Source organism: Pseudomonas sp. B21128 (genome assembly GCF_044218865.1).
Lineage (GTDB): Bacteria > Pseudomonadota > Gammaproteobacteria > Pseudomonadales > Pseudomonadaceae > Aquipseudomonas > Aquipseudomonas iridis.
Genome location: NZ_CP162590.1, coordinates 490,254 through 516,019 on the forward strand (window position 1 = coordinate 490,254; position 25,766 = coordinate 516,019).

Annotated in this window: 24 protein-coding genes; 13 read left to right on the forward strand and 11 right to left on the reverse strand. The window is 60.8% G+C overall.

Features of this window, described 5'->3' with window-relative positions:
* Positions 1-29: 29 nt before the first annotated feature.
* The 4 genes from AB4P91_RS02170 to AB4P91_RS02185 are packed head-to-tail and all read right to left on the reverse strand — an operon-like array spanning position 30 to position 2,299.
* Positions 30-587, reverse strand: a complete 558-nt coding sequence (locus AB4P91_RS02170; RefSeq protein ID WP_395604236.1) for a DUF4136 domain-containing protein — start codon at positions 585-587, stop codon at positions 30-32.
* A 27-nt stretch (positions 588-614) separates the two neighbouring features.
* Positions 615-1,235, reverse strand: coding sequence for a DUF4136 domain-containing protein (locus AB4P91_RS02175; protein ID WP_395604237.1), 621 nt, complete (start codon positions 1,233-1,235; stop codon positions 615-617).
* A 12-nt stretch (positions 1,236-1,247) separates the two neighbouring features.
* Positions 1,248-1,997 carry a methyltransferase domain-containing protein gene (locus AB4P91_RS02180; protein ID WP_150596126.1) on the reverse strand — a complete coding sequence of 250 codons (750 nt, stop codon included), beginning with the start codon at positions 1,995-1,997 and terminating at the stop codon, positions 1,248-1,250.
* Entirely contained in the window at positions 1,997-2,299 is a 303-nt protein-coding gene (locus tag AB4P91_RS02185; protein WP_007951009.1) for a MazG-like family protein, read from the reverse strand. The genes AB4P91_RS02180 and AB4P91_RS02185 overlap by 1 nt, the downstream gene beginning before the upstream one ends.
* A 241-nt stretch (positions 2,300-2,540) precedes the next feature.
* Between AB4P91_RS02185 and AB4P91_RS02190 the strand changes: the two genes are divergently transcribed.
* Together AB4P91_RS02190 and AB4P91_RS02195 are read left to right on the forward strand one after the other, a co-directional pair.
* Positions 2,541-2,834 carry a hypothetical protein gene (locus AB4P91_RS02190; RefSeq protein WP_150594113.1) on the forward strand — a complete coding sequence of 98 codons (294 nt, stop codon included), beginning with the start codon at positions 2,541-2,543 and terminating at the stop codon, positions 2,832-2,834.
* A 294-nt stretch (positions 2,835-3,128) separates the two neighbouring features.
* Positions 3,129-4,478, forward strand: coding sequence for an MATE family efflux transporter (locus AB4P91_RS02195; protein ID WP_395604238.1), 1,350 nt, complete (start codon positions 3,129-3,131; stop codon positions 4,476-4,478).
* Here AB4P91_RS02195 and AB4P91_RS02200 read toward each other — a convergent pair.
* The 7 genes from AB4P91_RS02200 to AB4P91_RS02230 all read right to left on the reverse strand — a co-directional run bounded on the left by AB4P91_RS02200 (position 4,472) and on the right by AB4P91_RS02230 (position 12,053).
* Positions 4,472-5,347 carry an alpha/beta hydrolase gene (locus tag AB4P91_RS02200; protein WP_395604239.1) on the reverse strand — a complete coding sequence of 292 codons (876 nt, stop codon included), beginning with the start codon at positions 5,345-5,347 and terminating at the stop codon, positions 4,472-4,474. The two genes, AB4P91_RS02195 and AB4P91_RS02200, sit on opposite strands and share 7 nt — an antisense overlap.
* Positions 5,348-5,364: 17 nt before the next feature.
* On the reverse strand, positions 5,365-6,159 hold the full coding sequence (locus AB4P91_RS02205) for a DUF4123 domain-containing protein (RefSeq protein ID WP_395604240.1): 795 nt from the start codon (positions 6,157-6,159) through the stop codon (positions 5,365-5,367).
* Positions 6,156-7,499 (reverse strand): type VI secretion system Vgr family protein, encoded by a 1,344-nt coding sequence (locus tag AB4P91_RS02210; protein WP_395604241.1) that lies wholly within the window; start codon positions 7,497-7,499, stop codon positions 6,156-6,158. The genes AB4P91_RS02205 and AB4P91_RS02210 overlap by 4 nt, the downstream gene beginning before the upstream one ends.
* A gap of 233 nt (positions 7,500-7,732) precedes the next feature.
* Positions 7,733-9,646 (reverse strand): arginine decarboxylase, encoded by a 1,914-nt coding sequence (gene speA / locus AB4P91_RS02215; RefSeq protein WP_042557480.1) that lies wholly within the window; start codon positions 9,644-9,646, stop codon positions 7,733-7,735.
* Between the two features lie 219 nt (positions 9,647-9,865).
* Positions 9,866-10,237: a translation initiation factor Sui1 gene (locus AB4P91_RS02220; protein WP_016984929.1), complete on the reverse strand. Its 372-nt coding sequence runs from the start codon at positions 10,235-10,237 to the stop codon at positions 9,866-9,868.
* Positions 10,238-10,424: 187 nt separating this feature from the next.
* Positions 10,425-10,982, reverse strand: coding sequence for an NUDIX hydrolase (locus tag AB4P91_RS02225; RefSeq protein WP_150596121.1), 558 nt, complete (start codon positions 10,980-10,982; stop codon positions 10,425-10,427).
* Positions 10,983-10,985: 3 nt separating this feature from the next.
* Positions 10,986-12,053 carry a DUF2333 family protein gene (locus AB4P91_RS02230; protein WP_150594109.1) on the reverse strand — a complete coding sequence of 356 codons (1,068 nt, stop codon included), beginning with the start codon at positions 12,051-12,053 and terminating at the stop codon, positions 10,986-10,988.
* 414 nt (positions 12,054-12,467) lie between these two features.
* Here AB4P91_RS02230 and gcbA point away from each other — a divergent pair, with 414 nt between their 5' ends.
* The 11 genes from gcbA to purD all read left to right on the forward strand — a co-directional run bounded on the left by gcbA (position 12,468) and on the right by purD (position 25,761).
* Entirely contained in the window at positions 12,468-14,138 is a 1,671-nt protein-coding gene (gene gcbA / locus AB4P91_RS02235) for a diguanylate cyclase GcbA (protein ID WP_150594108.1), read from the forward strand.
* A gap of 954 nt (positions 14,139-15,092) precedes the next feature.
* A complete protein-coding gene (locus tag AB4P91_RS02240) occupies positions 15,093-16,136 on the forward strand; it encodes a methyl-accepting chemotaxis protein (protein ID WP_395604936.1) in 1,044 nt (347 codons plus the stop codon).
* Positions 16,137-16,313: 177 nt separating this feature from the next.
* Positions 16,314-16,766: a type II 3-dehydroquinate dehydratase gene (aroQ, locus tag AB4P91_RS02245; protein WP_042557475.1), complete on the forward strand. Its 453-nt coding sequence runs from the start codon at positions 16,314-16,316 to the stop codon at positions 16,764-16,766.
* Between the two features lie 48 nt (positions 16,767-16,814).
* Entirely contained in the window at positions 16,815-17,273 is a 459-nt protein-coding gene (gene accB / locus AB4P91_RS02250; RefSeq protein ID WP_042557474.1) for an acetyl-CoA carboxylase biotin carboxyl carrier protein, read from the forward strand.
* Between the two features lie 17 nt (positions 17,274-17,290).
* Positions 17,291-18,649 carry an acetyl-CoA carboxylase biotin carboxylase subunit gene (accC, locus tag AB4P91_RS02255; RefSeq protein ID WP_042557473.1) on the forward strand — a complete coding sequence of 453 codons (1,359 nt, stop codon included), beginning with the start codon at positions 17,291-17,293 and terminating at the stop codon, positions 18,647-18,649.
* Positions 18,650-18,931: 282 nt separating this feature from the next.
* Positions 18,932-19,810 (forward strand): 50S ribosomal protein L11 methyltransferase, encoded by an 879-nt coding sequence (prmA, locus tag AB4P91_RS02260; RefSeq protein WP_150596118.1) that lies wholly within the window; start codon positions 18,932-18,934, stop codon positions 19,808-19,810.
* Between the two features lie 30 nt (positions 19,811-19,840).
* Positions 19,841-21,109 carry a DUF3426 domain-containing protein gene (locus AB4P91_RS02265; protein ID WP_395604242.1) on the forward strand — a complete coding sequence of 423 codons (1,269 nt, stop codon included), beginning with the start codon at positions 19,841-19,843 and terminating at the stop codon, positions 21,107-21,109.
* A 185-nt stretch (positions 21,110-21,294) separates the two neighbouring features.
* Entirely contained in the window at positions 21,295-22,305 is a 1,011-nt protein-coding gene (dusB, locus tag AB4P91_RS02270; RefSeq protein ID WP_395604243.1) for a tRNA dihydrouridine synthase DusB, read from the forward strand.
* A complete protein-coding gene (fis, locus tag AB4P91_RS02275; RefSeq protein ID WP_003221275.1) occupies positions 22,302-22,622 on the forward strand; it encodes a DNA-binding transcriptional regulator Fis in 321 nt (106 codons plus the stop codon). Before dusB ends, fis begins: the two co-directional genes overlap by 4 nt.
* Positions 22,623-22,704: 82 nt before the next feature.
* Positions 22,705-24,312 (forward strand): bifunctional phosphoribosylaminoimidazolecarboxamide formyltransferase/IMP cyclohydrolase, encoded by a 1,608-nt coding sequence (gene purH, locus AB4P91_RS02280; RefSeq protein ID WP_150594103.1) that lies wholly within the window; start codon positions 22,705-22,707, stop codon positions 24,310-24,312.
* Positions 24,313-24,465: 153 nt separating this feature from the next.
* Positions 24,466-25,761 carry a phosphoribosylamine--glycine ligase gene (gene purD / locus AB4P91_RS02285; RefSeq protein ID WP_395604244.1) on the forward strand — a complete coding sequence of 432 codons (1,296 nt, stop codon included), beginning with the start codon at positions 24,466-24,468 and terminating at the stop codon, positions 25,759-25,761.
* Positions 25,762-25,766: the final 5 nt, after the last annotated feature.

Genomic DNA, 25,766 nt, shown 5'->3' on the forward strand with positions numbered 1-25,766 from the left:
AGCTCAGTGGCTCCCTTACTTGGCAGGTTTTAGCGCGGGGGGTAGTTGGCCAGGATGCGCGCGACGGTCTCACGTATCGCGCTGCTGCGGTCTTCTGGATTCGGCCTGCTGGCGAGCATCTGCTCATCACTGCCGCGCCACACCAGTTTGCCGTCCTTGCCATCGAGCAAGTCGACCTGGATGGTTGCGACCTTGTAGGTGATGTTGCGGGTTTCGTTGTACATCGGCGCGCCCCAGTAACCATTCCATGGGCCACCCCAACCGCCGCCGTAGTTCGTCGTCACTTGCTGCTGGCGATCCTCGGCAATCAAGTAAGTCTGCACGTTCAGGTCACCCTTCACGCCTGCCGCAGCGGGACGCAAACCCCGTTGATCGAGCTGATCGGTCACCGCCTGACGAATCCTTTGTTCGGTCAAGTCGCTCTTGATCCGTGGGTCATCCGGGCGATATTGCAGGGCGGGATCTTTCCAGCTCCAGCTGCGATAGGCCGCGAAGTCGCGGCTGGCATCAAAGTCATGGTTGACCTGGTTCGAGGCGCAGGCGCTGAGCAGCGCGGCCATGGCCAGTAAAGCGAGACGGCGGAACATGGGTTTTCTCCACTCGTAGGCAGGAAGCTAACTCGGAGGATACGCCGACATGGCCTTTTCCACAGCCTCGCGAATCGCATCGGTGCGGTCGATCTGGCTGCCCTTGTTGGCGGTTTCGGCGCTGGCGCTCCACACCGGTTGACCGGTCCCGGCATCGAACAGATCGACCCGCACCACCACGACCTGTTCCTGATAGGTACGGACGATCGGTACAGTGTTGTACATGCCGTAACCGCGTCCGTATCGATCATGGCTGCCGTACCCACCGTATCCGCCGTAGTAGCCGTAATCGTCCCGTTCCTGACGCAAGCGGGTTTCCAGACGCAGGTCGGCGGTGACGAAGAGATCCGCCGGGCGATTGTCATGCAACGGCCGTAAACCACGCTGATCCAGCGCATTGCTCACCGCTTCGGCGACTTGCGCCGAATCCGCCCACGCAGTGCCCGGCGGCAATTGCCCGTTGAGCCAGGCCCAACTGCGATAGCGCCCATAATCACGCGGTGGCGCCGGGTAGGCGCTGCGGTCAAACGTGTGGGCGGCTTGCGGCGGCGCCGGTGGCAAGGGTCGCGACTGCGCCACGTACGGATTGCTGCCCTGGCAAGCAGCCAACCCCAGACAGATCAGCAATAACCCGGATTGAGCTTTCATGTCGCGCTCCGATCAGATCGGCCGGCAGATCCAGTGCAAGTAACGCCCAAGCCCGGCGAAGCTTGGGTGACGACGGTGGGCGAGCTCCATCTCGAGTAAATCCGCGAGTTCGACGCGGGCCTGGAATTCCACCGGCATGTAATCGTGGAAAACCCGCACTCCGCTCTGGCTTTCGACCTGCCACAAGCCTTCGAGTTGCGTTGCAAGTTCTCGCGGGTCGAGGGGCTGCTGCGGGGTCAGGCTCTGCTTTTCGCCGGCCATGACGTTCTTGCGCATTTTCTTGAAATGGCCCTTGAGCAGATTGCGGTAGATCAGCGCATCGCGGTTGTAGAACGCCAGCGACAACCAGCCACCGGGCTGGGTCAACTGATGCAGCACCGGTAAAATCGCGTGGGGTTCGGCCAGCCACTCCAGCACGGCGTGGCAGATCACCAGGTCGTAGGGTTCAGTGAGCTGGCCGGGCAGTTCTTGCCACGGCGCCTGAATGAATGTCGCCGTTTGCCCCGCTTCGGCAAAGCGCTGGCGAGCGCCTTCGAGCATCGGCTCGGCCGGCTCGGTGAAGGTTACATCGTGCCCACGCTCTGCCAGCCACAGCGACATGTGCCCCAGACCACCCCCGATGTCGAGCACCCGCATCGGGCGATCCGGCAGCGCTTCGGCAAGGTCAGCCTGCAGCACCGCGAGGCGAATGGCACCTTTGGCGCCGCCATAGATTTTTTCGGCGAAACGCGTCGCCAACTGATCGAAATGCCGGTCGCTCATCAGCTGAACCGCCGTTCGCTGTCGGCGAGTTTGCTGCGTACCACTTCATTCATGTCCAACCCCAACTCGCTGCACAGCAGTAACAGATACAAGACGATGTCACCCACTTCCTGCCCGGCGTGGGCGAGTTTGTCCGCCGGCAACTGGCGCGACTGGTCTTCCGTCAGCCACTGGAAGATCTCCACCAGTTCGGACATCTCGACGCTGGCGGCCATGGCAAGGTTTTTCGGGCTGTGAAATTGCCGCCAGTCATTGCGATCGCGAATGGCGTGCAGGCGTTCGGTCAGTTCAACAAGGTTCATCGGGTTCTCCTGAAGGCGTATAGCTTCGGGGGGAAGGCGACTGAACGCAAGCGAACATGCGGCGCTTTTGTGGGAGCGAGCCTGCTCGCGAAAGCGTTAGGTCATCCACCATTGATTTACCTGAAACGCCGCCTTCGCGAGCAGGCTCGCTCCCACAGGTCCCTGCAACCCTCTATAGTTGCAGGGAACTCGGCCACCTGCGTTGTGGCCCAAGGCTCAGCTCTTTCATCAGGATGCACACATGCAGGTAGAAAGCTTTTTCGAATGGCTCGGCCAGGCACTCGGTGCGGTCATCCGCTTTATCGTCGATGGCCTCAGTGGTTTGTTCAACATACTGAGCAACGCCGGTGGCAACTTTGTCGACGGCCTGGCCAGGACGCTGGGGATGGACACATCGATCATCAGCATCATTGCCCTGATTGTCGGCTTGATGCTGCTGTGGTCGGCGATCCGTGCGTTCATGAATGCGTCGATCATTGCCGGGATTATCTGGTTGTTGCTGGGGTTATGGTTGTTGAGCTGGATTATTCACTAGACCTCTGGAAGCCCCTCACCCTAACCCTCTCCCGGAGGGAGAGGGGACTGACCGCGGTGTTCTGCGGCTATACGCCGACATGAAATACCGAGTCGAACTCAGGTTTGTAAACGACGGAGATCGGCCCCCTCTCAGAAGGACTGACCGCGGTGTTCTGCGGCCATACGCCGACGTGAGATACCGAGTCGAACTCAGGTTTTGCAAACGACTGAGATCGGCCCCCTCTCCCTCCGGGAGAGGGCTGGGGTGAGGGTGCTTCTAGCGCTACAATCCCCGCTCCCCCAAGGAGCCCGCATGTCCAACCTGATTGCCGACTGGCGCGACCGCCCGACTCACCGCAAGGTCTGGGCGCTCGCGGCGCCCATGATCCTTTCCAATATTTCCGTGCCGCTGGTAGCGCTGGTCGACAGCACCGTCATCGGCCACTTGCCCCACGCCCATCAACTGGGCGCGGTGGCAGTCGGTTCCAGCCTGTATACCTTTCTCGCCTGGGCCATGGGTTTCCTGCGCATGGGCACCACCGGGTTCGCCGCACAAGCGGCCGGGCGCAGTGATGGTGCGGCGCTGCGGCAGATTCTGTTGCAAGGCTTGCTGCTGGCAATGGGACTGGCGCTGGTACTTGGCACCCTGGGTGTTCCGCTGAGCGGCGTGGCGTTGCATTTCATGCAGCCGTCGGCGGAGCTTGATCAGCTCACTCGTGAGTTCTTCCACACCCGGCTATTCGGCCTGCCCGCCGCGCTGGCCAGTTATGCGCTGGTCGGCTGGTTCCTAGGCACCCAGAACGCGCGGGCGCCGCTGGCGATTCTGCTGACGACCAATCTGATCAACATCGCCCTCAATCTATGGTTCGTCATCGGCCTGGACTGGGGCGTGGTCGGCTCCGCTCGGGCCTCGGTCATCGCCGAATGGAGCGGCGCCCTGCTCGGCTTGCTGCTGACCCGCAAAGCGTTGCGCGCCTATCCCGGGCACATCGCCTGGGCCGCGCTGAAGGTGTGGCAGAGCTGGCGACCGCTGCTGGCGGTCAATCGCGATATCTTCATCCGCAGCCTGGCGCTGCAATCGGTGTTTTTCCTGATCACGGTGCAAGGTGCGCGGCTCGGTGATGCGACGGTCGCCGCCAACGCGCTGTTGCTCAATGGCTTGTTGCTAACCGCCCATGCCCTGGATGGTCTGGCTCATGCGGTCGAAGCGCTCTGCGGACACGCCATCGGTGCCCGTGATCGCTTGGCCTTGCGCCGTTCACTGGTGGTTGCCGGTGGCTGGTCACTGATCGCCAGTCTCGGCTTTGCCCTGCTGTTTCTCCTGGCCGGGCACTTGTTCATCGAGATGCAAACCGACATCCAGAACGTGCGGGACACCGCCTTCGTCTACCTGCCCTACCTCGCCGTGCTGCCATTGGTTGCGGTGTGGAGCTACCTGCTCGACGGTCTGTTTATCGGCGCCACCCGGGCCCGGGAAATGCGCAACGGCATGCTCATGACGGTGGTTTTGCTCCTGCCGTTCGCCTGGGCGCTGCAAGGTCTGGGCAATCATGGCCTGTGGATAACGTTCCTGTTGTTCATGGTGCTGCGCAGCCTGACCCTCGGTGCGCAAGCCTGGTGGCTGAAGCGCAACGACGGCTGGTTCACCGGCACCGCTCACTGAGTCGGCGTGTGCTTGATGAAGCCGACCACTTGATCGAGCACCGGCGCCAGTCCACGTAACGGTCGCGACAGCGTCGCCACCAGCGTTATGTGATTGGGCCGCGAATAGTAGAAATCCTGCACCGGCACCCCGGCCGCGCGCAGTTTGTGCGCCAGGCCGCCGGTGTTGCGCGTCGGATTGACCAGATCATCCTCGCTCGCCGCGATCAGCAGCGCGGGCGGCGCACCGCGACTGACATGATTGATCGGCTGCGACTGCGGCGGCGAGTCGGGCCAGAAAAACACCGGGCGCACAGCGGGGTTCTCGATCGGCAGAAAGTCGTACGGCCCGGCCAGACCAATCCAGCCGCGCAGGTCCTTGGGGGACATGCCCGCCGCAGCGAGCAGATCGCCGTCCAGTGCCAGCATCGCCGCGTTGTAGCCACCCGAGCTGTGCCCCATCAGGTACAAACGCTGTGGATTGCCGGAAAACTCGCGGATGTGCGCCTTGGTCCATGCCACCGCTCGCGCGCCGTCCTGCAGAAACAGTGGATAACGCACCTGCGGATACAGCCGATAATCCGCCACAACCGCGACAATGCCCCGCGACGCCAACGCCTCGCCAACAAAGTTGTAGTCCTCGCGTGCACCGCTGTTCCAACTGCCGCCGTAGAAAAACACCACGACCGGCGCATCGGGCAACGCGTGACGCGGCACGTACACATCAAGTTTTTGTCGTGGATCGTCGCCATAAGCAATACCGGCAGTTTTGTCGAACGTGCTGTCCGGGGTCAGCGCATTGAGCAGCTTGACCGGCGAACAGGCACTCAACGCCAACAGCAACAAACCGCCGAACATTGCAGCGAATCCTTGCCGGAAACAACCTGCCATACGCGTCGAACCTCAAGTCAAATTTGATCGCCGCGCCATTGGCGCCGCACATGGTCGAGCCGCTCTTGCTGGGTCAAATCCTGCGGTGGCGGCACCAGTACTGCACGCGGATGCTGCAAACGTAGCCACAACCAGCTTTCGAGCACGGTGCGGTCGCTGAAGCCCAACGCCAGGCCTTGTTGAACATGGGAGGCCATCGCCGCGTAATCGGTTCCCAACGATTGGCACCAGCGCCAGATGTGTTGCTCCAGCAGGCAGGTTTGCAGGCGTTCGCACTGTCGCCGGGTAAGGCTCTCTTCGATGCTCAACGGCTCCACGGCCAGCCCCGGATTGCGCAACTGCTGCCAGCCCTGACTGCCAATGGCGCGATCGGCCCAGGTGCCACCGAACCAGTGCAACAGGCGGATAGGCCCGAGCCAGCGACTCAGCTCAGCGGCGTCGCAGGCGTCGAAAAAATAGCTCGCGGTTTGGCGGTTGTAATAGCTGAGCAGGGCCCGATGGCTCATCCCGAACGAAACCGTGAGCATGCGTTGCAAGTGGCTCAGCAGTTCTCGGGGCGATGCTTCACTGTCCATCAACAGCCCGCGCCAGGTGTCCGGATCGGTGTGACACAACGACGCCAGCGCCGGACTGTCGCGCATATCGACCAGCACGGGACCGTGGTCGCTGACTGGCTCAAACTCGGTGCCGTCGAACAGCTTGAAACTCGGCAACCCGGCGAAACCCTGGCGCAGCGTCGTCAAGGCCCGCGCTGCGTCCGCGCCGTCGAGCAACAGCCATTGCGCTATCGGCTCAAGCGCCACGCCGCTCATCTTGCGCTGCTCTGTTCAAGCGTGGTGACCAGCCGACAACTGCAAACCGCCTCTGTGCAATGGTTGAAACTGCCGCCCCCAGGGATCAGGCACAACAACAGCAATGGCTCGCCTGACGCCAGCATTTGCTGCAAGCCTTCACTCGCCAGGCTGTCCGGCAGCGGCGGCGTTGGCGCATCGCTGGTTTGCGCAGCAGCGACTGACGATTGTAAAACGCCGCTGATCATTGGCTGATCCGGGTCACCCTCAAAGAAGCTCACCACCACTTCGACACCATCGCCCAATGCGTGCAAAGGTGCTTCGGCCAAGGCCGGCGCGAGCGGCAGCCAACAATGACTCGGCGCCGCACCTTCGCCTTGGTAGAGCCAGTCGAACTGCACCGCCACCGGCCGGAAACGGTCGGGTTGCGGTTCGTCTACGGTCACCACCCAGGCCCGCTGCAGGCTGTGCATGCGCAAGCGCGACGGCGCCGATGAGGGTAACTGCACGGCGGCGAACAATCGGTTGGCGTACGGCAAATCAAGGGAAAGATCAGCGCTGTGTTCGATTCGGGTCAACAACCATTGCCGATTGCATTCGGGGAAAGGATGCCCGACCAGGCGCAGCCAATGCCCGCTGCGCAACGCCGCAAGATCACTGCGTCCTTCGGCATTTGTGGCCTGCCGCAAGCCTTGCGGACCGGCCTGCATCGCTTCATGCAACTGCCAATGGTGCACCGCAGGACAGGCACTTTTGCCGTTCTGTTCACCTTGATACAGCGCGGCGCCAGTCAGCGGAAAATGCGCCGGGTCATCGCCGAACACCAGGCAATGCCTGTCGTGCGTATGCTCGAAGAAATAGTGAATACCCGCCTGTGTGCACAAGCGTTGCAGCAGTTGCAGATCCGATTCGCGGTATTGCGTGCAGAACGTGCGGGCCGGGTAGTCGCCACGCAGTTCGAAGCGTCGCTGCGCACCGACGATCCCGTGCTCCCTGAGCACCTGCTCGATGATCTGTGGCACCGAGCGGCCGCTGAAGATCCGCTGGCTGATGCGCAGATCAAGGCAAGCGAGTTTCGGTCCCAGACGGATCCGGCTCAACCGCGAACCGAGTCCGTGCTCATGCTGGACAAGGCTCTGCAACTGCCCGTGCACGCCCTCCCCCGACGGTCCGAAACAGAGGAACGCCGAACGATAAAGCAGGCCGGCGAGGTCCAGTTGCGGATCGTCGATCAACACATCGATTTCGAACGCAAAAGGTTCGTTGAGGGCTTCGCTACCGGTAAAGGCCAGGACTTCGAAAGGGTCGGACAGGCCCGCTACATCGAGACGAGATGACGACTCGTTGACTGGATCGAACATAGGCAGATCTCTACAGGAGGGGCGGTCGGGGATTCTCGCCGAGAGCCATGGCCGAGTAGAGAGCTGAAGTACAACTTAGGAAATGACCTACGCGAAAAGCAGACCGGATGACTTTGCTGACCGGGATAGCCAAACATATCGCGAAGATTTTGGGATATATCCCACCGGGCTATCCGAAATTTCCACAATAAAAGGGAAAATTTCAGACAACCCGGCGAGACAGCAACCTGGTCTCAGGAAGACAGGTAGGAGGAGCGGGTCAGGCCCAGACGCAAGGCATCGAGAAATTGCGTGCGCTCGCTGGCACTGATGCGGGCACTGGCGCACTTGTCGCGGTAGTGGGTCATCAGTTCTTCCGGCGACAAGTGCACATAACGCAGCATGTCTTCGATGGTGTCGTGGGTCTCGATGCCGGCGTGGTACACGCTGCCATCGGCGTTCTGATAGATGTTCACCGAGTCGGTGTCACCGAACAGGTTGTGCATATCACCGAGGATTTCCTGATAGGCGCCGACCAGGAACACGCCCAACAGATAGTCCTCGCCTTCGTTCAAGCCGTGCACAGGCAGGCTGGTCTCGATGCTCTGCTCGTCGACGTACTGGTTGATCTTGCCGTCGGAGTCGCAGGTCAAATCCTGCAGCACCGCGCGACGCAGCGGCTCTTCGTCGAGCCGGTGCAACGGGATGATCGGCAGGACCTGATCGATTGCCCAGGTGTCCGGCAGGCTCTGGAATACCGAGAAGTTGCAGATGTACTTGTCGGCCAGCTTGTCGTTGAGCTCGTCGAGCACCTGACGGTGCGAACGCTGACGGGCCTTCAGAGAGTTATGCAGGCGACGGCACACGGCGAAGTAGCACTGCTCGGCCAACGCTTTTTCAGCCAGGGTCAGCTTGCCATCGGCGTATTGCGCAGCCACGTCGCTCATGTAGTGGGTGGCGCGCCAGTAGGTTTCAGTGACCATTTCGATGTCGGTCGGGCCGAGCAGGTCAACCAGCCACTGCACGGTTTCCGGCAGCGACTCCTTGTTTTCGATCTTCGGGATCTCGTCGTTGTGCTTCTCGACGTCGGTCACCTGCACCACCAGCATGGCGTGGTGCGCGGTCAGCGAGCGGCCGCTTTCGGAGAAGATGTGCGGATGCGGCAGGCTCTGCGCGTCGCAGAATTCCTTGAGCATGCCGACCACGACACCGGCGTAATCGTCCATGTCGTAGTTGATCGAACTGGCGTTGCGCGAGTGCGTGCCGTCGTAGTCGACACCCAGACCGCCACCGACGTCGATGTGATCGACCGGCAGACCGAGATTGCGCAGCTCGCCGTAGTAACGGATCGCTTCCTTGAAGCCGTGCTGATAGTCAGCCAGGTTGGCAATCTGTGAGCCCATGTGGAAGTGCAGCAGGCGGATGCCCTGATCCAGGCCGGCCGCGCGGAAGCGCTCGACCACCGACAGCAATTGCGCCGCCGACAGACCGAATTTGGATTTCTCGCCGCCGGTGTCCGCCCACTTCGACGAAGCCAGCGACGACAGACGCACGCGCAAGCCGACCTGTGGCTTGACCTTGAGCGAGGCCGCTTCTTCGATCACGAGCGCAACTTCGGACTCTTTCTCGATCACGATGAACACGTTGTGGCCAAGCTTCTGACCCATCAGCGCCAGGCGGATGAACTCGCGGTCCTTGTAACCGTTGCAGACGATGGTGCCGCCCTTCGGCGCCAGCGCCAGCACGGCCAGCAGTTCAGGCTTGGAGCCGGCTTCCAGACCAATGGACACGTCCTTGGTGGCGATGATGTTCTCGATCACCGCTTCTTGCTGGTTAACCTTGATCGGGTACAACGCGGTGTACTTGCTCTGGTATTCCAGACGCTCGATGTTCGCATCGAACGCGCCGGTCAGCTGGCGTACACGGTCTTGCAGGATGTCGGGGAAACGAACCAGCAACGGCAAGGACAAACCGCTTTTGCGCAGTTGGTCGACTTGCTCGAACAGGTCGATAGGCGAGCTGCTCGGGCCGTTCGGACGAACTTCGACGCGACCGGCGTCATTGATCGCGAAATACCCGGCCCCCCAATGGCGAATCCCGTAAACACTGCGGCTGTCCGCAACTGTCCATTGGCTGCCATCGTCTTTGCGTGTGCGTCGTACGGACATCGAAGTCCCCTATAAAGAAGTCATAGTGCGTCGCCTGATCTCAGGCCGGCGCAGTCTAAAGTATGAAAATGACGGTTCGTCAGCGCGGCGGTAGACCGCGCTGACCGCGTGGAGTTTAGAAACCGGTCATGAACAGGCTCTGTGAAAACCATGGAGACGACGCCGGAGATGAACCTGTTCAGCTCCGGATCAAGCCGCTGGTGGCTTTCACAGAGGCTGCTAGCCGCCGGATTTCTTCGCTTTGAAACCGTGCTTGATCAGTTCGGCCAAGAGCAGCTCGACATGATCGCCCTGGATTTCGATGATCCCGTCCTTCAACGCCCCGCCGGTGCCGCAACGTTTCTTCAACGTTGTCGCCAGCTCCTTGAGCGCGTCTTCGGCCAGTGGCACGCCGGTGATGGTGGTCACCGTCTTGCCGCCCCGGCCCTTGCTCTCGCGACGCACGCGGGCAATGCCGTCACCGGCAGGGATCACGGTTTGTTTGCAGATACAGGCGTCCACCGGCTGACTGCATTCCGGGCAATGACGACCTGCGTCGGTGGAAAATACCAGACCGCCAAGGGCGGCGAAGGATGCGGCTTTTTTGGCCACCGGCAATCCTCTTGGGAGGACAAAGACTGATCGCAACCTTGGGCAAGGTTATCGACCGCGAAGCCCCACTCAGGCAGGGGCAGCGCTACTGCACCGGCGCTTCAACAAAAGCAGGTCGGTGCAGCTTGAAAAGGTCGCGCAGTGTAACGGCAAAAAAGCCAATTGCTAAGTGCCAATCAGCGCCAATTTATGTGTTCTTTGCGACGTCGCTTTGTTGCGCCTTCAGATAGCGCTTCAAAGCGGCCAGAGAGTCCGGGCAATAAGGCTTTTGCCGGATTTCCTGCATGACCTGTTCGACCGGAATAAAGCGCGCTTCCAGGACTTCTTCCGGCTGCAGTTTCAGCGGGCCGTCCCACACGGCGGAAAACGCCGAACACCACAGACGATTGCCGGTGTCCTCGAAGTAAAAATGATCGTGAGCAGTGAGTTCCACACCGCTGACGCCCAACTCTTCCGCCAGCTCACGGGCAGCCGACTCGGCATAGGTTTCGTCGGCCTGCACCATGCCGCCCGCTGCCACGTCCCAGTAACCGGGGTAGATCGCCTTGCTCAAGGTTCGCCGGTGCACACAAAGTTCACCGGCGGAATTGAACAACATGATGTAAGTGCCGCGACCGATCAGCCCGCGCTCACGCAGATCGGCACGCACCAGGGCACCGAGCAGGTTGTCCTGCTCGTCGACCCAGGCGATCTGTTCGGCATCCGAGGCGGCGCGATGGGCCGCCTCTTTGGCGTTCTGACTCATGTATCAGCCCTGGTTGAGCAGTTGACGCAAATCGATCACAGCCGCGTTGGCCCGGGAAATATAGTTGGCCATGACCAGCGAGTGGTTGGCCAATACGCCGAAGCCGCTGCCGTTGAGAATCATCGGGCTCCACACTGGCTCTTGCGACGCTTCCAGCTCACGGATGATCTGACGCACGCTGACCGTGGCGTTCTTCTTCGCCAGCACATCGGCGAAGTCGACTTCGATGGCACGCAGCAAGTGCGACAGTGCCCAGGCCTGGCCGCGCGCTTCGTAGAACACGTTGTCGATCTGCATCCATGGGGTTTCGACGACTTCTTCGTCAAGCTGCGGCACTTCGCCGACAGCCGGAACTTCGGTTTTCAGCGCAGTGTTGAGTTTGACCCGACCGACACTGGCCGACAGTCGTTGCGACAGTGAACCCAGACGCGTGCCGACATCGCCGAGCCAGTTGTTGAGGTTGTCAGCGCGTGCGTAAAACAGCGCGTTTTTCTGCGAAGGATCAGACAGGCGCGCCTGATAGCGGCTCAGGGAGTTGATGCCTTCCTGATATTCGGACTCACTCGACGGCAGGATCCAGCTCTTGTTGTCGAAGTTGAAACGCGGTTCGGCCTTGGCCAGATCGGAGTCTTCGGCCGACTGCGATTGCGAACGGGCGAAGTCTTTGCGCAAGGCGCGGGTCAGGTCACGGACCTGCACCAGTACGCCGTATTCCCAGCTCGGCGTGTTGTCCATCCACAGGCCAGGGGGAAAACGGTCGTTGGAAATGTAACCACCCGGCTTGTCGAGCAATGTGCCGGCCACGGACTTCAGGGTTTCGACGGTGGTGTAGCCGATCACCATCTGCTTGCCTTCTTTCTCGGCGGCCAGTTGCGCGTTTTGCGCCACCGGAAATAACGCCGGCTCCTGGCTCCAGTACCAGCCCAGGCCAATGGTCACTAACAAATAAATACCGAGCAGAGTGGCCAACGCACGGCTGAACAACAGCCCGCCGACATAGCTGCGGGCGGCCGATTTGGGCTCGGCGGCACGTTCAGGCGCGGCGCCCGCGCGGTTTTTCCAGTCCAGCATGGCGATATCCTTTCAATCACTTGGGGTCAACGGTTCGACCACAACCATACAACAACGTGCCAAGGCCGGGCACCTGCGCGTGAAGATATGCCGCAAATGGTGCAGGCGCTCGACGCATCCGTCCGGCCTAAGGGAATCCCTGATGCCATTCACCTGACGCAGCGCCGTTAAAACCCCACTTGCTCAATGGGTGTGAGACGCCCAGAGTTACCTGAAATGTTAGCCGCTATATATTAAAGCGCCCTGCTTACAGGCCCTTTGCCCACGTCCAGGCCGAAAACAAAACCACTCGGTCAGAAACTGAATGGTGACGCATTACAGATTATTGACGTACGACACTCGTCTAAGGGAAAAGAGGTGCTAGCATAGAGCCACCAGTCGATCTCAGCATGCACCCTAACTAGTAGTCAGGATATGACCGAGCCAGAAGACCCCAGCCGTGAGCGTCTCAAGCACCACTTTGCCCAGCGGGTAATTCATCAGGCACGTCAGATTCTTGAGATATGGCAGCGCCTGCAACGCAGTGAATGGTCCACCGTCGACCTCGCCGAACTGAGTGAGGCCAACCTGCGCCTGCTGCGCTTTGCCGAGCGCTTCGAACAGCCTGAACACACCCAGCTCGCGCGCCACATCAGTCAGTCGCTGGAAGCCGTGGACGCCAATCGTGGGCGCCTGAGCAGTGGCTTGATCACTGACCTCAATCGTTTGATGCAGCGATTATCGCGTACCGGCTTGCGCCAGGGCGATCAGCTCGACCAGACCTTCCTGCCACCGTTGCGCAAACCCATCTACGTGATGCTGCAGGATCACGACCGCGCCGAGCGGCTGGCCAAGCAACTGGAATTCTTCGGCCTTAGCGCCCAGTCGCTGGACAGCGTCGCGGCGTTTCGCTCATCGATGGTCGAGCGCTTGCCGGCCGCGATCGTCATGGACGTGGATTTCAGTGGTGCCGGCGTTGGCCTGAAACTCGCGGCCGAAGCCCAGGTCGGCCTGGATGAACCGTTGCCGTTGCTGTTTTTCAGCCTGCACGAAACCGACACCCCGACACGCCTCGCGGCAGTACGCGCCGGGGGCCAGGAATTCCTCACCGGCACCCTCGAAGCGTCGAGCCTGCTGGAAAAGATCGAAGTCCTGACCTGCGTCGCCCAGTACGAACCTTATAAAGTGCTGATCATCGATGATTCCCGCGCCCAGGCCATGCACACCGAACGCCTGCTCAACAGCGCCGGGATCGTCACCCGCACCTTGATCGAACCGATTCAGGCGATGGCTGAACTGGCGGATTTCCAGCCTGACCTGATCATCCTCGACATGTACATGCCAGCCTGCACCGGCACCGAACTGGCCAAAGTGATCCGCCACAACGACCGCTATGTCAGCGTGCCGATCATTTACCTGTCGGCCGAGGACGATCTGGACAAGCAGCTTGACGCCATGAGCGAGGGCGGCGACGACTTCCTGACCAAACCGATCAAGCCGCGTCATCTGATCACCACCGTGCGCAACCGCGCTGCCCGCGCGCGCAACTTGAAAGCACGGATGGTGCGCGACAGCCTCACCGGTTTGTATAACCACACGCATATCCTGCAACTGCTCGAAGACTGCTCATTCCGCGCTCGTCGCGAGAACAAGCCGCTGAGCTTTGCCATGCTCGACATCGACCACTTCAAACGGGTCAACGACAGCCACGGCCACCCGATGGGCGACCGCGTCATCAAGAGCCTTGCACTGTTTCTCAAGCAACGTTTGCGCAAAACCGATTTCATCGGCCGTTACGGCGGCGAAGAGTTCGCCATCGTCATGCCCGACACTGACATGGAAGCCGCACACAAGGTACTCGACGAGATTCGTCAGCGTTTCGCCGAAATCCATTACCCGGCACAACCTCATGATTTGTGGTGCACCTTCAGCGCCGGCGTGGTGGAGATGCGCGATGATTCCGACAGCCTGATGATGGCCAGCCAGGCCGATGAGGCGCTGTACCGCGCCAAGAATGGCGGGCGTAATCGAGTGCAAAAGGCGCGGGATTCAAAGCAAAGTGCCACTATTTCATCGGAATCAACCGATTCGGTCATAACCCTGTAATAGAACCGCAATAAATTCAGGCGCTTACCATTTCTGTCGTTGGTAGCGGTCATGCGCCTGAAGTTGCTCACAAATCTTAATACCCTGCTGCTGGTCGCCGTGTGCCTCGCACTCGGCGCCACGCTGTGGTGGTCGCAAAAAGCGCTGGAACGCCCGTATCTGTTGATGGAGCGTTATCTGGGGCTGTCGCAGCAATTTCAGAACGAGGTGGCGCGCAACGTCGAGGACTACCTCGCCAGCGGCGATGCCTTGCGTCTGAGCGGCGCCAGTCAGGCCATCGACAGCGTACAAAAACAACTCGGCGAACTGCCACCGGCGCTGGCCGATACGTTGCGCCCGAGCCTGTCAGGCCTCGATGAATTCAGCAAAACCGATTTGCTCGCCGCCGGCAAACTGGCCGGTGATCCGCAGGCATTGCTGTTGCAGGCCGAGCGCGAATTGAGCGCCAGCCTCGACCAGCTCAGCGCCTATGCCAGCGGCAACGCGGCCTACCTGACGCCGCTGCTTGCCGCCTCTCAGCACTTGGGCAAACTTTCACTGGCGCGAGACAAACTGGTCAGCAGCGGCCGCAGTGAACTGGCGGTCGACGTTGAGCGCGAAGTCAGCAATATCCGTGCTCAAGCACAGTTGATCGATGCCCTGCCCCTGCTGGGTGTAGTGGCCAGCAACGAATCGAGCAGCGACGACTTCGCGGCGATGATGGGCATCGAAAGCAGCGATAAAGCCGCCGCCGAGGATGCCGGTGTCGGCCTCAAACGTGAACTCAACAGCCTGCTCGGTCGCTACCCGGCAGAGCTTGCGCGCACCCGCGAGCAAATCCAGAAACGCAGCGAACTCAGCACCGCCACCCACGCGAAAATCGCTGCCGTGCAACACGCCATCGCCGGTCTGGAGCCGGTGGTGCGTGCCCAGCACGGGCAAATTCAGGGCGAAGTGCGGCTGATGCAAGGCGTGATGATCGGCCTGATCCTGCTGATTGCACTGCTGATCGACACCCTGCAACGGCGTCTTGCGCGAACCCTGACCAACCTCGCGCCGGCATTGTCCGTTTGGGCCGACGGCGATTTCAGTCGCGACATTCAACTGGGCAAGACCAACCGCGAACTGCACGACATCGAGGCCTCGCTCAATCGCTTGCGCGCGTACCTGGTGGATCTGGTCGGGACCATTCGTGGCAACGCCGAACAAGTCGCGGGCAGCAGTCGTACCCTCGCCGAGTTGAGCAACGACTTGCACAGCGGCGCCGAACATCAGGCCGGGGATACCGCGCTGATACGCGATTCGCTCGGCGAACTGGAGGCGACTATCCAGCAAGTTGCCGGGGACGCGCGTCAGGCTGCCGATGCCAGCCGTCACGCCGGTTTGGCTGTCGAGCAGGGTCAGACTGTCATCGGCCAGAGCCTCACGGGCCTGCACGCCTTGGTCGGCGAAGTGCAGGGCAATGCGCAGATGATCGAGCACCTGGCTGAAGAGTCAGCGACCATTGGCGGCGTGCTGACGGTGATCCGCTCGATTGCCGACCAGACCAATCTGCTGGCACTGAACGCGGCCATTGAAGCGGCGCGCGCCGGGGAAATGGGCCGCGGGTTTGCCGTGGTGGCCGAGGAAGTGCGCTCCCTGGCGCAGCGTACGGCCGGGGCGACGGCGGAAATTCAAACCCTGATCGCCGGCCTGCAAACCGCGGCCCGGCAATCGGTCGAAGGCATGCGTGCGCAAGTCGAGCACGCCGAAGCGACGGCGAATCAGGCACAAGCGGCGGACGGTGCGCTGGACAAGATTGTCGGTGCGATCCAGACCATTTCCGAGACAGCGATCCGCATCGCCGATATCACCGCCCAGCAAAGTGGCGCCGTCAGCGAAATTCGCAATCACAGTGAGCGGATTCACCAGTTGGGTGGGGATAACTTGCTGCGTATCGGCCAGGGTCGCGAACAGGGTGAGAACTTGCTGGTGTTGGGCGGACAGTTGCACACAGCCGTGCAAGCCTTTCGCGTCTGACAACATTCCCTGTCGGAGCTGCGTGATGCAAATGACCGGATCCGATCACTCGGTCACATATTTTGCGCAAACATCGGCCATCGTGCTGGCTATTGCATAGAACTGGACAGTCATAAAGTCTTTGCGGCATAGTCGCCGGGTTCTGACGACTGCTCATTCATGACAAGGACAACGCAGATGGCAACCCTACTGGTGCTGCACGGCCCCAACCTGAACCTGCTCGGCACCCGCGAACCGGGCACCTATGGGTCGACGACCCTGGCGCAGATCAATCAGGATCTGGAGCGTCGCGCCCGTGAAGCCGGCCATCATCTGCTGTATCTGCAAAGCAATGCCGAGTACGAATTGATCGACCGCATCCACGCCGCACGCGGCGAAGGTGTGGATTTTATCCTGATCAATCCGGCCGCATTTACACATACAAGCGTTGCATTACGTGACGCGTTGCTGGGAGTGAGCATCCCATTCATCGAAGTGCATTTGTCCAACGTGCACAAGCGCGAACCTTTCCGCCATCACTCTTACTTCTCCGACGTAGCGGTGGGAGTGATCTGCGGCCTTGGCGCCAGTGGTTACCGACTGGCCCTGGAGGCTGCACTAGAACTGCTTGAAACACAGGCAACGACTTGAACGACAAGCGTTAAGCGCCCCTGACCGACCCTTGGGAGTTGATGATTCATGGATATCCGTAAAGTTAAGAAACTGATCGAATTGCTGGAAGAGTCCGGCATCGACGAGCTCGAGATCAAGGAAGGCGAAGAGTCCGTACGCATCAGCCGTCACAGCAAGACCCCGGCTCAGCAGTACTACGCGCCTGCACCGATGCAAGCGCCGGCCGCTGCACCAGCCGCCGCCCCTGTAGCTGCAGCTGCTCCGGTTGCCGCTGCTGCCCCGGCGCTGAACGGCACTGTTGCCCGTTCGCCGATGGTCGGCACGTTCTACCGCAAGTCTTCGCCAGCCTCGCCGTCCTTCGTTGAAGTCGGCCAGACCGTGAAGAAAGGCGACACGTTGTGCATCGTTGAAGCCATGAAGATGATGAACCACATCGAAGCTGAAACCAGCGGTGTGATCGAGTCCATCCTCGTCGAAGACGGCCAGCCGGTTGAGTACGACCAACCGCTGTTCACCATCGTTTGAACTGCGGAGAGCCTTTGATGACTGCGAAGTTGGAAAAAGTTCTGATCGCGAACCGCGGTGAGATCGCCCTGCGGATTCTGCGTGCCTGCAAAGAGATGGGCATCAAGACCGTCGCCGTTTACTCCAAGGCCGACAAAGAGCTGATGCACCTGGGTCTGGCAGACGAATCCGTCTGCATCGGCCCGGCCTCGGCCTCTCAGTCTTACCTGCACATCCCGGCCATCATCGCTGCTGCCGAAGTGACTGGCGCTACCGCCATTCACCCAGGCTACGGTTTCCTCGCGGAAAACGCCGATTTTGCCGAGCAGGTCGAGAACTCCGGCTTCGCCTTCATCGGCCCGAAAGCCGACACCATTCGCCTGATGGGCGACAAGGTATCGGCCAAGCACGCGATGATCGAAGCAGGCGTGCCAACCGTTCCAGGTTCTGACGGCCCACTGCCGGAAGACGAAGAAACGGCGCTGCGCATCGGCCGTGAAGTCGGCTACCCGGTGATCATCAAAGCCGCTGGCGGCGGTGGTGGTCGCGGTATGCGCGTGGTGCACAAGGAAGAAGACCTGATCTCGTTCGCCAAACTGACCCGCACCGAAGCAGGCGCGGCATTTGGGAACCCGATGGTCTATCTGGAAAAATTCCTGACCAACCCGCGTCACGTCGAAGTGCAGGTTCTGTCCGACGGCCAGGGTCACGCCATCCACCTGGGCGACCGCGATTGCTCGCTGCAACGTCGTCACCAGAAGGTTCTCGAAGAAGCGCCGGCACCGGGCATCGACGAGCAGGCTCGCCAGGAAGTTCTGGCTCGCTGCGTCAAGGCGTGCATCGACATCGGCTACCGTGGCGCCGGCACTTTCGAGTTCCTGTACGAGAACGGTCGTTTCTACTTCATCGAAATGAACACCCGTGTTCAGGTGGAGCACCCGGTTTCGGAAATGGTTACCGGTATCGACATCGTCAAGGAGATGCTCAGCATCGCCGCTGGCAACAAGCTGTCGTTCACTCAGGATGACGTGGTGATCCGCGGTCACTCGCTGGAATGCCGGATCAACGCTGAAGACCCGAAAACCTTCATGCCGAGCCCGGGTACGGTCAAGCATTTCCACGCGCCAGGCGGCAACGGCGTTCGCGTCGATTCGCACCTGTACAGCGGTTATGCCGTTCCGCCGAACTACGACTCGCTGATCGGCAAGCTGATCACTTACGGCGCTACCCGCGACGAAGCCATGGCCCGCATGCGCAATGCCCTGGACGAAATCGTGGTGGACGGGATCAAGACCAACATCCCGCTGCACCGTGATCTGGTTCGTGACGAAGGCTTCTGCAAAGGGGGCGTGAACATTCACTACCTCGAGCACAAGCTGGCTGACGAGAAGCACTAAGCTTCAGCCCGCACCAGACAAAGCCGCCTTCGGGCGGCTTTGTTGTATCTACAGGTTTCCCCCCCCCTGTGGGAGCGAGCCTGCTCGCGAAGAGGCCGTGCCAGTCGCCACCTTCATTGCTGACCCACCGCGTTCGCGAGCAGGCTCGCTCCCACAGGCTCCACGCTTCGCTCAACCTCTGCGCTACAAATGCAGCTCCCACAAACCCTGCGCGCTCGCGTAAACTTGCGCGCTTCTCGCAGACCGCTAGTCTGCAATCAATATTTTTCAAAGGTGCCCGCCATGCCTTGGCTGCAAGTACGACTCGCCATCAGCCCGGAACAAGCCGAAACCTACGAAGACGCTTTCCTTGAAGTGGGCGCTGTTTCGGTGACCTTCATGGACGCCGAAGACCAGCCGATCTTCGAGCCGGAACTCAACACCACTCCGCTGTGGGCGCACACTCACCTGCTGGCCCTGTTCGAGGGCGGCACCGAGCCTGCCCCCGTGCTGGCCCACCTCGAATTGCTGACCGGCAGCCCGCTGCCCGAGCACCACAGTGAAGTCATCGAAGACCAGGATTGGGAACGCAGCTGGATGGATGGTTTCCAGCCAATGCGTTTCGGCCAGCGCCTGTGGATCGTCCCGAGCTGGCATGCCGCGCCCGAGCCTGACGCAGTCAACCTGCTGCTGGATCCGGGCCTGGCGTTCGGCACCGGCACCCACCCGACCACCGCGCTGTGCCTGGAATGGCTCGACGGTCAGGACCTCAAAGACTGCAACGTGCTGGATTTCGGCTGCGGCTCGGGGATTCTGGCCATCGCCGCCCTGCTGCTCGGTGCCAAGGAAGCCGTCGGCACCGACATCGACGTGCAGGCGCTGGAAGCCTCGCGCGACAACGCCGGGCGCAACAATATCGCCGATGAGCTGTTCCCGCTGTACCTGCCGCAAGATCTGCCGCAGGTCAAAGCCGACGTGCTGGTCGCCAATATCCTCGCCGGCCCGCTGGTTTCGCTGGCACCGCAATTGTCCAGCCTGGTCAAACCCGGCGGGCGTCTGGCGCTGTCGGGCATCCTCGCTGAACAAGGTGATGAAGTCGCTGCTGCCTACGCTCAGGACTTTGATCTCGACCCGATCGCCAATCGCGATGGCTGGGTGCGCATCACCGGGCGTCGGCGCTAGAATGGCCGCCTGCATAATCCGGATCGCCGCATGACCGACAGCTTCGTCACTCAGTGCCCGCATTGCCAAACCAGTTTCCGCGTCAGCCATGCTCAATTGAGCGTGGCCCGCGGGGTGGTTCGCTGCGGCTCCTGCCTGCAAGTGTTCAACGCCGCCAAACAGCTGCTTGAGCAGCACGCGGGCAAGGATGCGGTGACGCCGGTTGCACCCGCCAATGCCGAACAACTGCCGGTTGCACCACCGCCGGTGGTTGAATCGCCCGCGATTGTCGAGCCACCTGTCACCCGCGCCATCAGCCAAAAGCAATGGAGCGCCTCGGAGCTGGACCTCGACAGTCTCGACCTGGACGAAGAACTCGCCCGCCTCGAACAACGGGAAATCCAGCCAACCACCGAATTCGGTCGTCCGCGCGAAGACTCTCTGAGTGCCCGCCGCGACAGTCCGGAACCGGATGAAGCGGTCTGGCCCGGCAGCCTGTTCAGCCAGCCTGCCGATGAGAGAGCAGAGCCTGAAGCCGAACCGCAAGTGGTCGAGGAACCGATCAAACCCGCACGCACCGAGCCCTCGCTGTCGCTGTCGCTGGAGCCGGTGGATCTGGATGATGAACCGGCGATCCCGCAATTGCGCCTGCACGATCCGATCGATCCGAATGCCCGCCGCGAACGCCTGTCCGCCAGTGACGACAGCGATGACGATCTGCCATTGCTCGAACCGCAGCGCAAAAAACGTGAGCGCGCAGACCCCGGTGTACGCGCCGAAGTCTTGCAGGACCTTACTGACGACCCGCTGCAACTGGACTGGCAAAAGCGTCGCTCACCCTGGGCCCGTCGCCTGCTCTGGCTGGTGTTGGTGTTGCTCGCCGCTGGTGGCCTCGCCGCCCAGTATATCGCCTACCATTTCGACGAACTGGCGCGGCAGGATCAATACCGCCCATGGTTCCAGCAAGTCTGCCCGCAAATCGGCTGCACGGTGCCGTCCAAGGTCGACATTGCCAGAATCAAAAGCAGCAACCTGGTGGTGCGCAGCCATCCGGAGTTCAACGGCGCGCTGGTGGTCGACGCGATCATTTATAACCGTGCAACGTTCTCCCAGCCGTTTCCGTTGCTGGAGCTGCGGTTTGCCGACCTCAACGGCCACCTGATCGCCAGTCGGCGCTTCAAGCCCGGCGAATACTTGAGCGGCGATCTCGAAGGTTTGGCGGAGATGCCGCCACAAACGCCGATCCACATCGCGCTGGATATTCTCGATCCAGGCCCTAAAGCGGTGAATTACAGCCTGAGTTTTCACTCGCCCGAGTGAATCGCTTCATCGTTTCTGAATTGACGGCAATTTTCTGACTTCGCGCCGGGCTACCGAACCGCTGGCGATAAGAAAATAACTGTTCAGATTTTGTTCAATTCAGCCTTTATCCAGTCATCGAGAGCGGGTATCATGCCAACCCTTTTTCGAACTCTCATGATCCGGCCCCACTTCAGGGAAGTCCTATGTCGGCGGTACGCATCGGCCCATATACATTACAGAACGGCTTGATTCTCGCCCCGATGGCGGGGGTCACCGACCAGCCCTTTCGTCAGCTTTGCAAGCGTTTGGGCGCAGGGCTTGTGGTCTCGGAAATGGTCACCAGTGACATGAGCCTGTGGAACACCCGCAAGTCGCGCATGCGCATGATCCACGAAGGCGATCCCGAGCCACGCTCGGTACAGATTGCCGGTGGTGATGCACAGATGCTGGCAAATGCGGCCCGCGCCAACGTCGAACTGGGCGCACAGATTATTGATATCAACATGGGTTGCCCGGCAAAGAAGGTCTGCAACAAGGCCGCCGGCTCCGCGTTGTTGAAAGATGAAGCACTGGTGACCGAGATCCTGCAGGCCGTCGTGGCGGCGGTTGATGTGCCGGTCACCCTGAAGATCCGCACTGGCTGGGATCGCGACAACAAGAACGGGCTGACCGTGGCGAAGATCGCCGAGCAGGCCGGGATCACCGCGCTGGCAGTGCATGGCCGCACTCGCGCCGATCTTTATAAAGGTGAAGCCGAGTACGACACGATTGCCGCGATCAAGCAGGCCGTGTCGATCCCGGTGTTTGCCAATGGCGATATTGATTCGCCGGAAAAGGCCCGTTACGTGCTCGACGCGACCGGTGCCGATGGCCTGTTGGTAGGCCGAGCCGCCCAAGGGCGGCCATGGATTTTTCGCGAGATCGATCACTTCCTGCGCACTGGCGAGAAATTGCCGGCACCGGAGCTGATCGAGGTGGAACACATTCTGCTAGAGCATCTGGCCGCACTTTACGCTTTTTATGGGGATGTGATGGGCGTGCGTATTGCTCGAAAGCATGTGGGCTGGTATCTCGCAACCTTGCCGGGCGCCAAGGAGTTTCGCGCCCACTTCAATCGTTTGGATGGTACGGAAACACAATGCGCCAACGTTCGGGAGTTCTTCGCCGAGCGTTACAAGAGCCTGACAGGGGACGAAGAAGGGGTGGCCGCATGACGATGATGACCGAGACTTTAGTGAGTGGAACAGCACCCGTGAGCGACAACGTGAATTTGAAACAGCACCTCAATACGCCGAGCGAAGAAGGTCAGACCCTTCGCGGGAGTGTCGAGAAGGCGCTGCACAATTATTTCGCCCACCTTGAGGGCGCGTCCGTCACGGATGTGTACAACCTGGTGCTCTCCGAAGTCGAGGCTCCCCTGCTCGAAAGCGTGATGAACTACGTCAAGGGCAACCAGACCAAGGCCAGCGAGCTGCTCGGACTCAACCGAGGCACGCTGCGCAAGAAACTCAAGCAGTACGATCTGCTGTAAGCATTCAATCAAACCAGAAAGGCGCCCGCGTAAAACCGGTCGCCTTTTTTGCTGACTTCCTTTGCTTTTGATGGAAATTGAGATGACCGACCAGACTACCCGCCTGCCGATCCGCCGCGCCTTGATCAGCGTTTCCGACAAGACCGGGATCCTCGAATTCGCCAAGGAGCTTGAAGCCCTGGGCGTCGAGATCCTCTCCACCGGCGGAACGTTCAAGCTGCTGCGCGACAACGGCGTTGCCGCAGTGGAAGTCGCGGATTACACCGGTTTTGCGGAGATGATGGACGGTCGGGTGAAGACCCTGCACCCGAAAATCCACGGTGGCATCCTCGGTCGTCGCGGTATCGATGACGCCATCATGAACGAGCACGGCATCAAGCCGATCGATCTGGTAGCGGTCAACCTGTACCCGTTTGAAGCGACCATCAACAAGCCAGGTTGCGACCTGCCGACCGCCATCGAGAACATCGACATCGGCGGCCCGACCATGGTCCGTTCGGCAGCAAAAAACCATAAAGACGTCGCGATCGTGGTCAACGCCAGCGATTACGCCAACGTCCTCGAAAACCTCAAGTCCGGTGGCCTGACCTACGCTCAGCGTTTCGACCTGATGCTCAAGGCGTTCGAACACACCGCCGCCTACGACGGCATGATCGCCAACTACATGGGCACCGTGAACCAGGCCGCTGACACCCTCAGCACGGAAGGTCGCAGCGAATTCCCGCGCACCTTCAACAGCCAGTTCATCAAGGCTCAGGAAATGCGCTACGGCGAGAACCCGCACCAGAGCGCGGCGTTCTATGTGGAAGCCAAACCTGCCGAAGTCGGCATCGCTACCGCGACCCAACTGCAAGGCAAAGAGCTGTCGTACAACAACGTGGCCGACACCGACGCTGCGCTGGAATGTGTGAAGAGCTTCGTCAAGCCAGCCTGCGTGATCGTCAAGCACGCCAACCCGTGCGGCGTGGCGGTGAGCCCGGACGCCGAAGGCGGCATCCGTCAGGCCTACGAACTGGCTTACGCTACCGACACCGAATCGGCGTTCGGCGGCATCATTGCCTTCAACCGTGAACTGGATGCCGAGACCGCCAAAGCGATCGTCGAGCGTCAGTTCGTTGAAGTGATCATCGCCCCTTCCGTGAGTGAAGAAGCCCGGGCCATCGTTGCCGCCAAAGCCAACGTGCGCCTGCTGGCCTGTGGCGAGTGGTCGGCTGACCGCGCTGCCGCGTGGGACTACAAGCGCGTCAACGGCGGCCTGCTGGTACAAAGCCGCGACATCGGCATGATCGGCAGCGAAGACCTGAAAGTCGTGACCAAGCGTGCACCGACCGAACAGGAAATCAACGACCTGATCTTCGCCTGGAAAGTGGCCAAGTACGTCAAATCCAACGCCATCGTCTACGCCAAGAACCGTCAGACCATCGGTGTCGGCGCCGGCCAGATGAGCCGCGTAAACTCCGCACGTATCGCTGCGATCAAGGCTGAACACGCGGGCCTGCAAGTGGCGGGTTCGGTGATGGCATCGGACGCGTTCTTCCCGTTCCGCGACGGTCTCGACAATGCGGCCAAGGTCGGCATCACTGCGGTGATCCAGCCAGGTGGCTCGATGCGTGATGCTGAAGTGATTGCTGCGGCCGATGAGGCAGGCATCGCCATGGTCTTTACGGGCATGCGCCACTTCCGTCACTAAGTACACGATCCACTGTGGGAGCTGGCTTGCCAGCGATAGCATCTCCTCGGTCTGACTGATGAACCGAGTCGCCTGCATCGCTGGCAAGCCAGCTCCCACAGAAAAGCATCTCTGCGGTGCTCCACAGAATTAGCGTCATCCGAGGTTTTTGAAATGAATGTTTTGATCATTGGCAGCGGTGGCCGTGAACACGCTCTGGCCTGGAAAGTGGCTCAGGATCCGCGTGTGCAGAAGGTTTTCGTTGCACCGGGCAACGCCGGTACGGCGATTGAAGCCAAGTGCGAGAACGTCGCCATCGACGTGCTGGCCCTTGAGCAGCTTGCCGATTTCGCCGAGAAAAACGTTTCCCTGACCATCGTCGGCCCGGAAGTACCGCTGGTGGCTGGCGTTGTCGACTTGTTCCGTTCCCGTGGCCTGGACTGCTTCGGTCCGACCGCTGGCGCTGCACAGCTGGAAGGCTCGAAGGCATTCACCAAGGACTTCCTGGCGCGCCACAAGATCCCGACCGCCGACTACCAGAATTTCACCGAGATCGAGCCAGCCCTGGCTTATCTGCGTGAAAAAGGCGCACCGATCGTGATCAAGGCTGATGGCCTGGCCGCCGGTAAAGGCGTGATCGTTGCCATGACCCTGGCTGAAGCCGAAGACGCCGTACGCGACATGCTTGCCGGCAACGCTTTCGGCGATGCCGGTTCGCGCGTGGTCATCGAAGAATTCCTCGACGGCGAAGAAGCGTCGTTCATCGTCATGGTCGACGGCAAGAACGTCCTGCCGATGGCCACCAGTCAGGACCACAAACGCGTCGGCGACGGCGACAGCGGTCCGAACACCGGCGGCATGGGTGCTTACTCCCCTGCCCCGGTAGTCACCGCCGACGTGCACAGGCGCGTGATGGACCTGGTGATCTGGCCGACCGTGCGCGGCATGGCCGATGAAGGCAACGTCTACACCGGTTTCCTCTATGCCGGTCTGATGATCGACAAGGCCGGCAACCCGAAAGTCATCGAGTTCAACTGCCGTTTCGGTGATCCGGAAACCCAACCGGTGATGCTGCGTTTGCAGTCGAGCCTGGTGCTGCTGGTTGAAGCCGCTCTGGCGCAAGCGCTGGACAAGGTCGAAGCGCAGTGGGATCCACGTCCGAGCGTCGGCATCGTGCTGGCCGCTGGCGGCTACCCGGGCGACTACGCCAAAGGCGCCGCGATCAACGGTCTGGACGCTGCGGCAAGCCTGGAAGGCAAAGTCTTCCACGCCGGCACCGCACTCAAAGATGGCCAGGTCGTGACCGCCGGTGGTCGCGTACTCTGCGCCACCGCAATGGGCGCCAGCGTCAGTGATGCGCAACAGCAAGCCTACAAGCTGGCGGCCGCGATCGACTGGGAAGGCAGCTTCTACCGCAAGGACATTGGCTACCGCGCCATTGCCCGTGAACGTGGCGAAACCCAGGAATAAGCTGT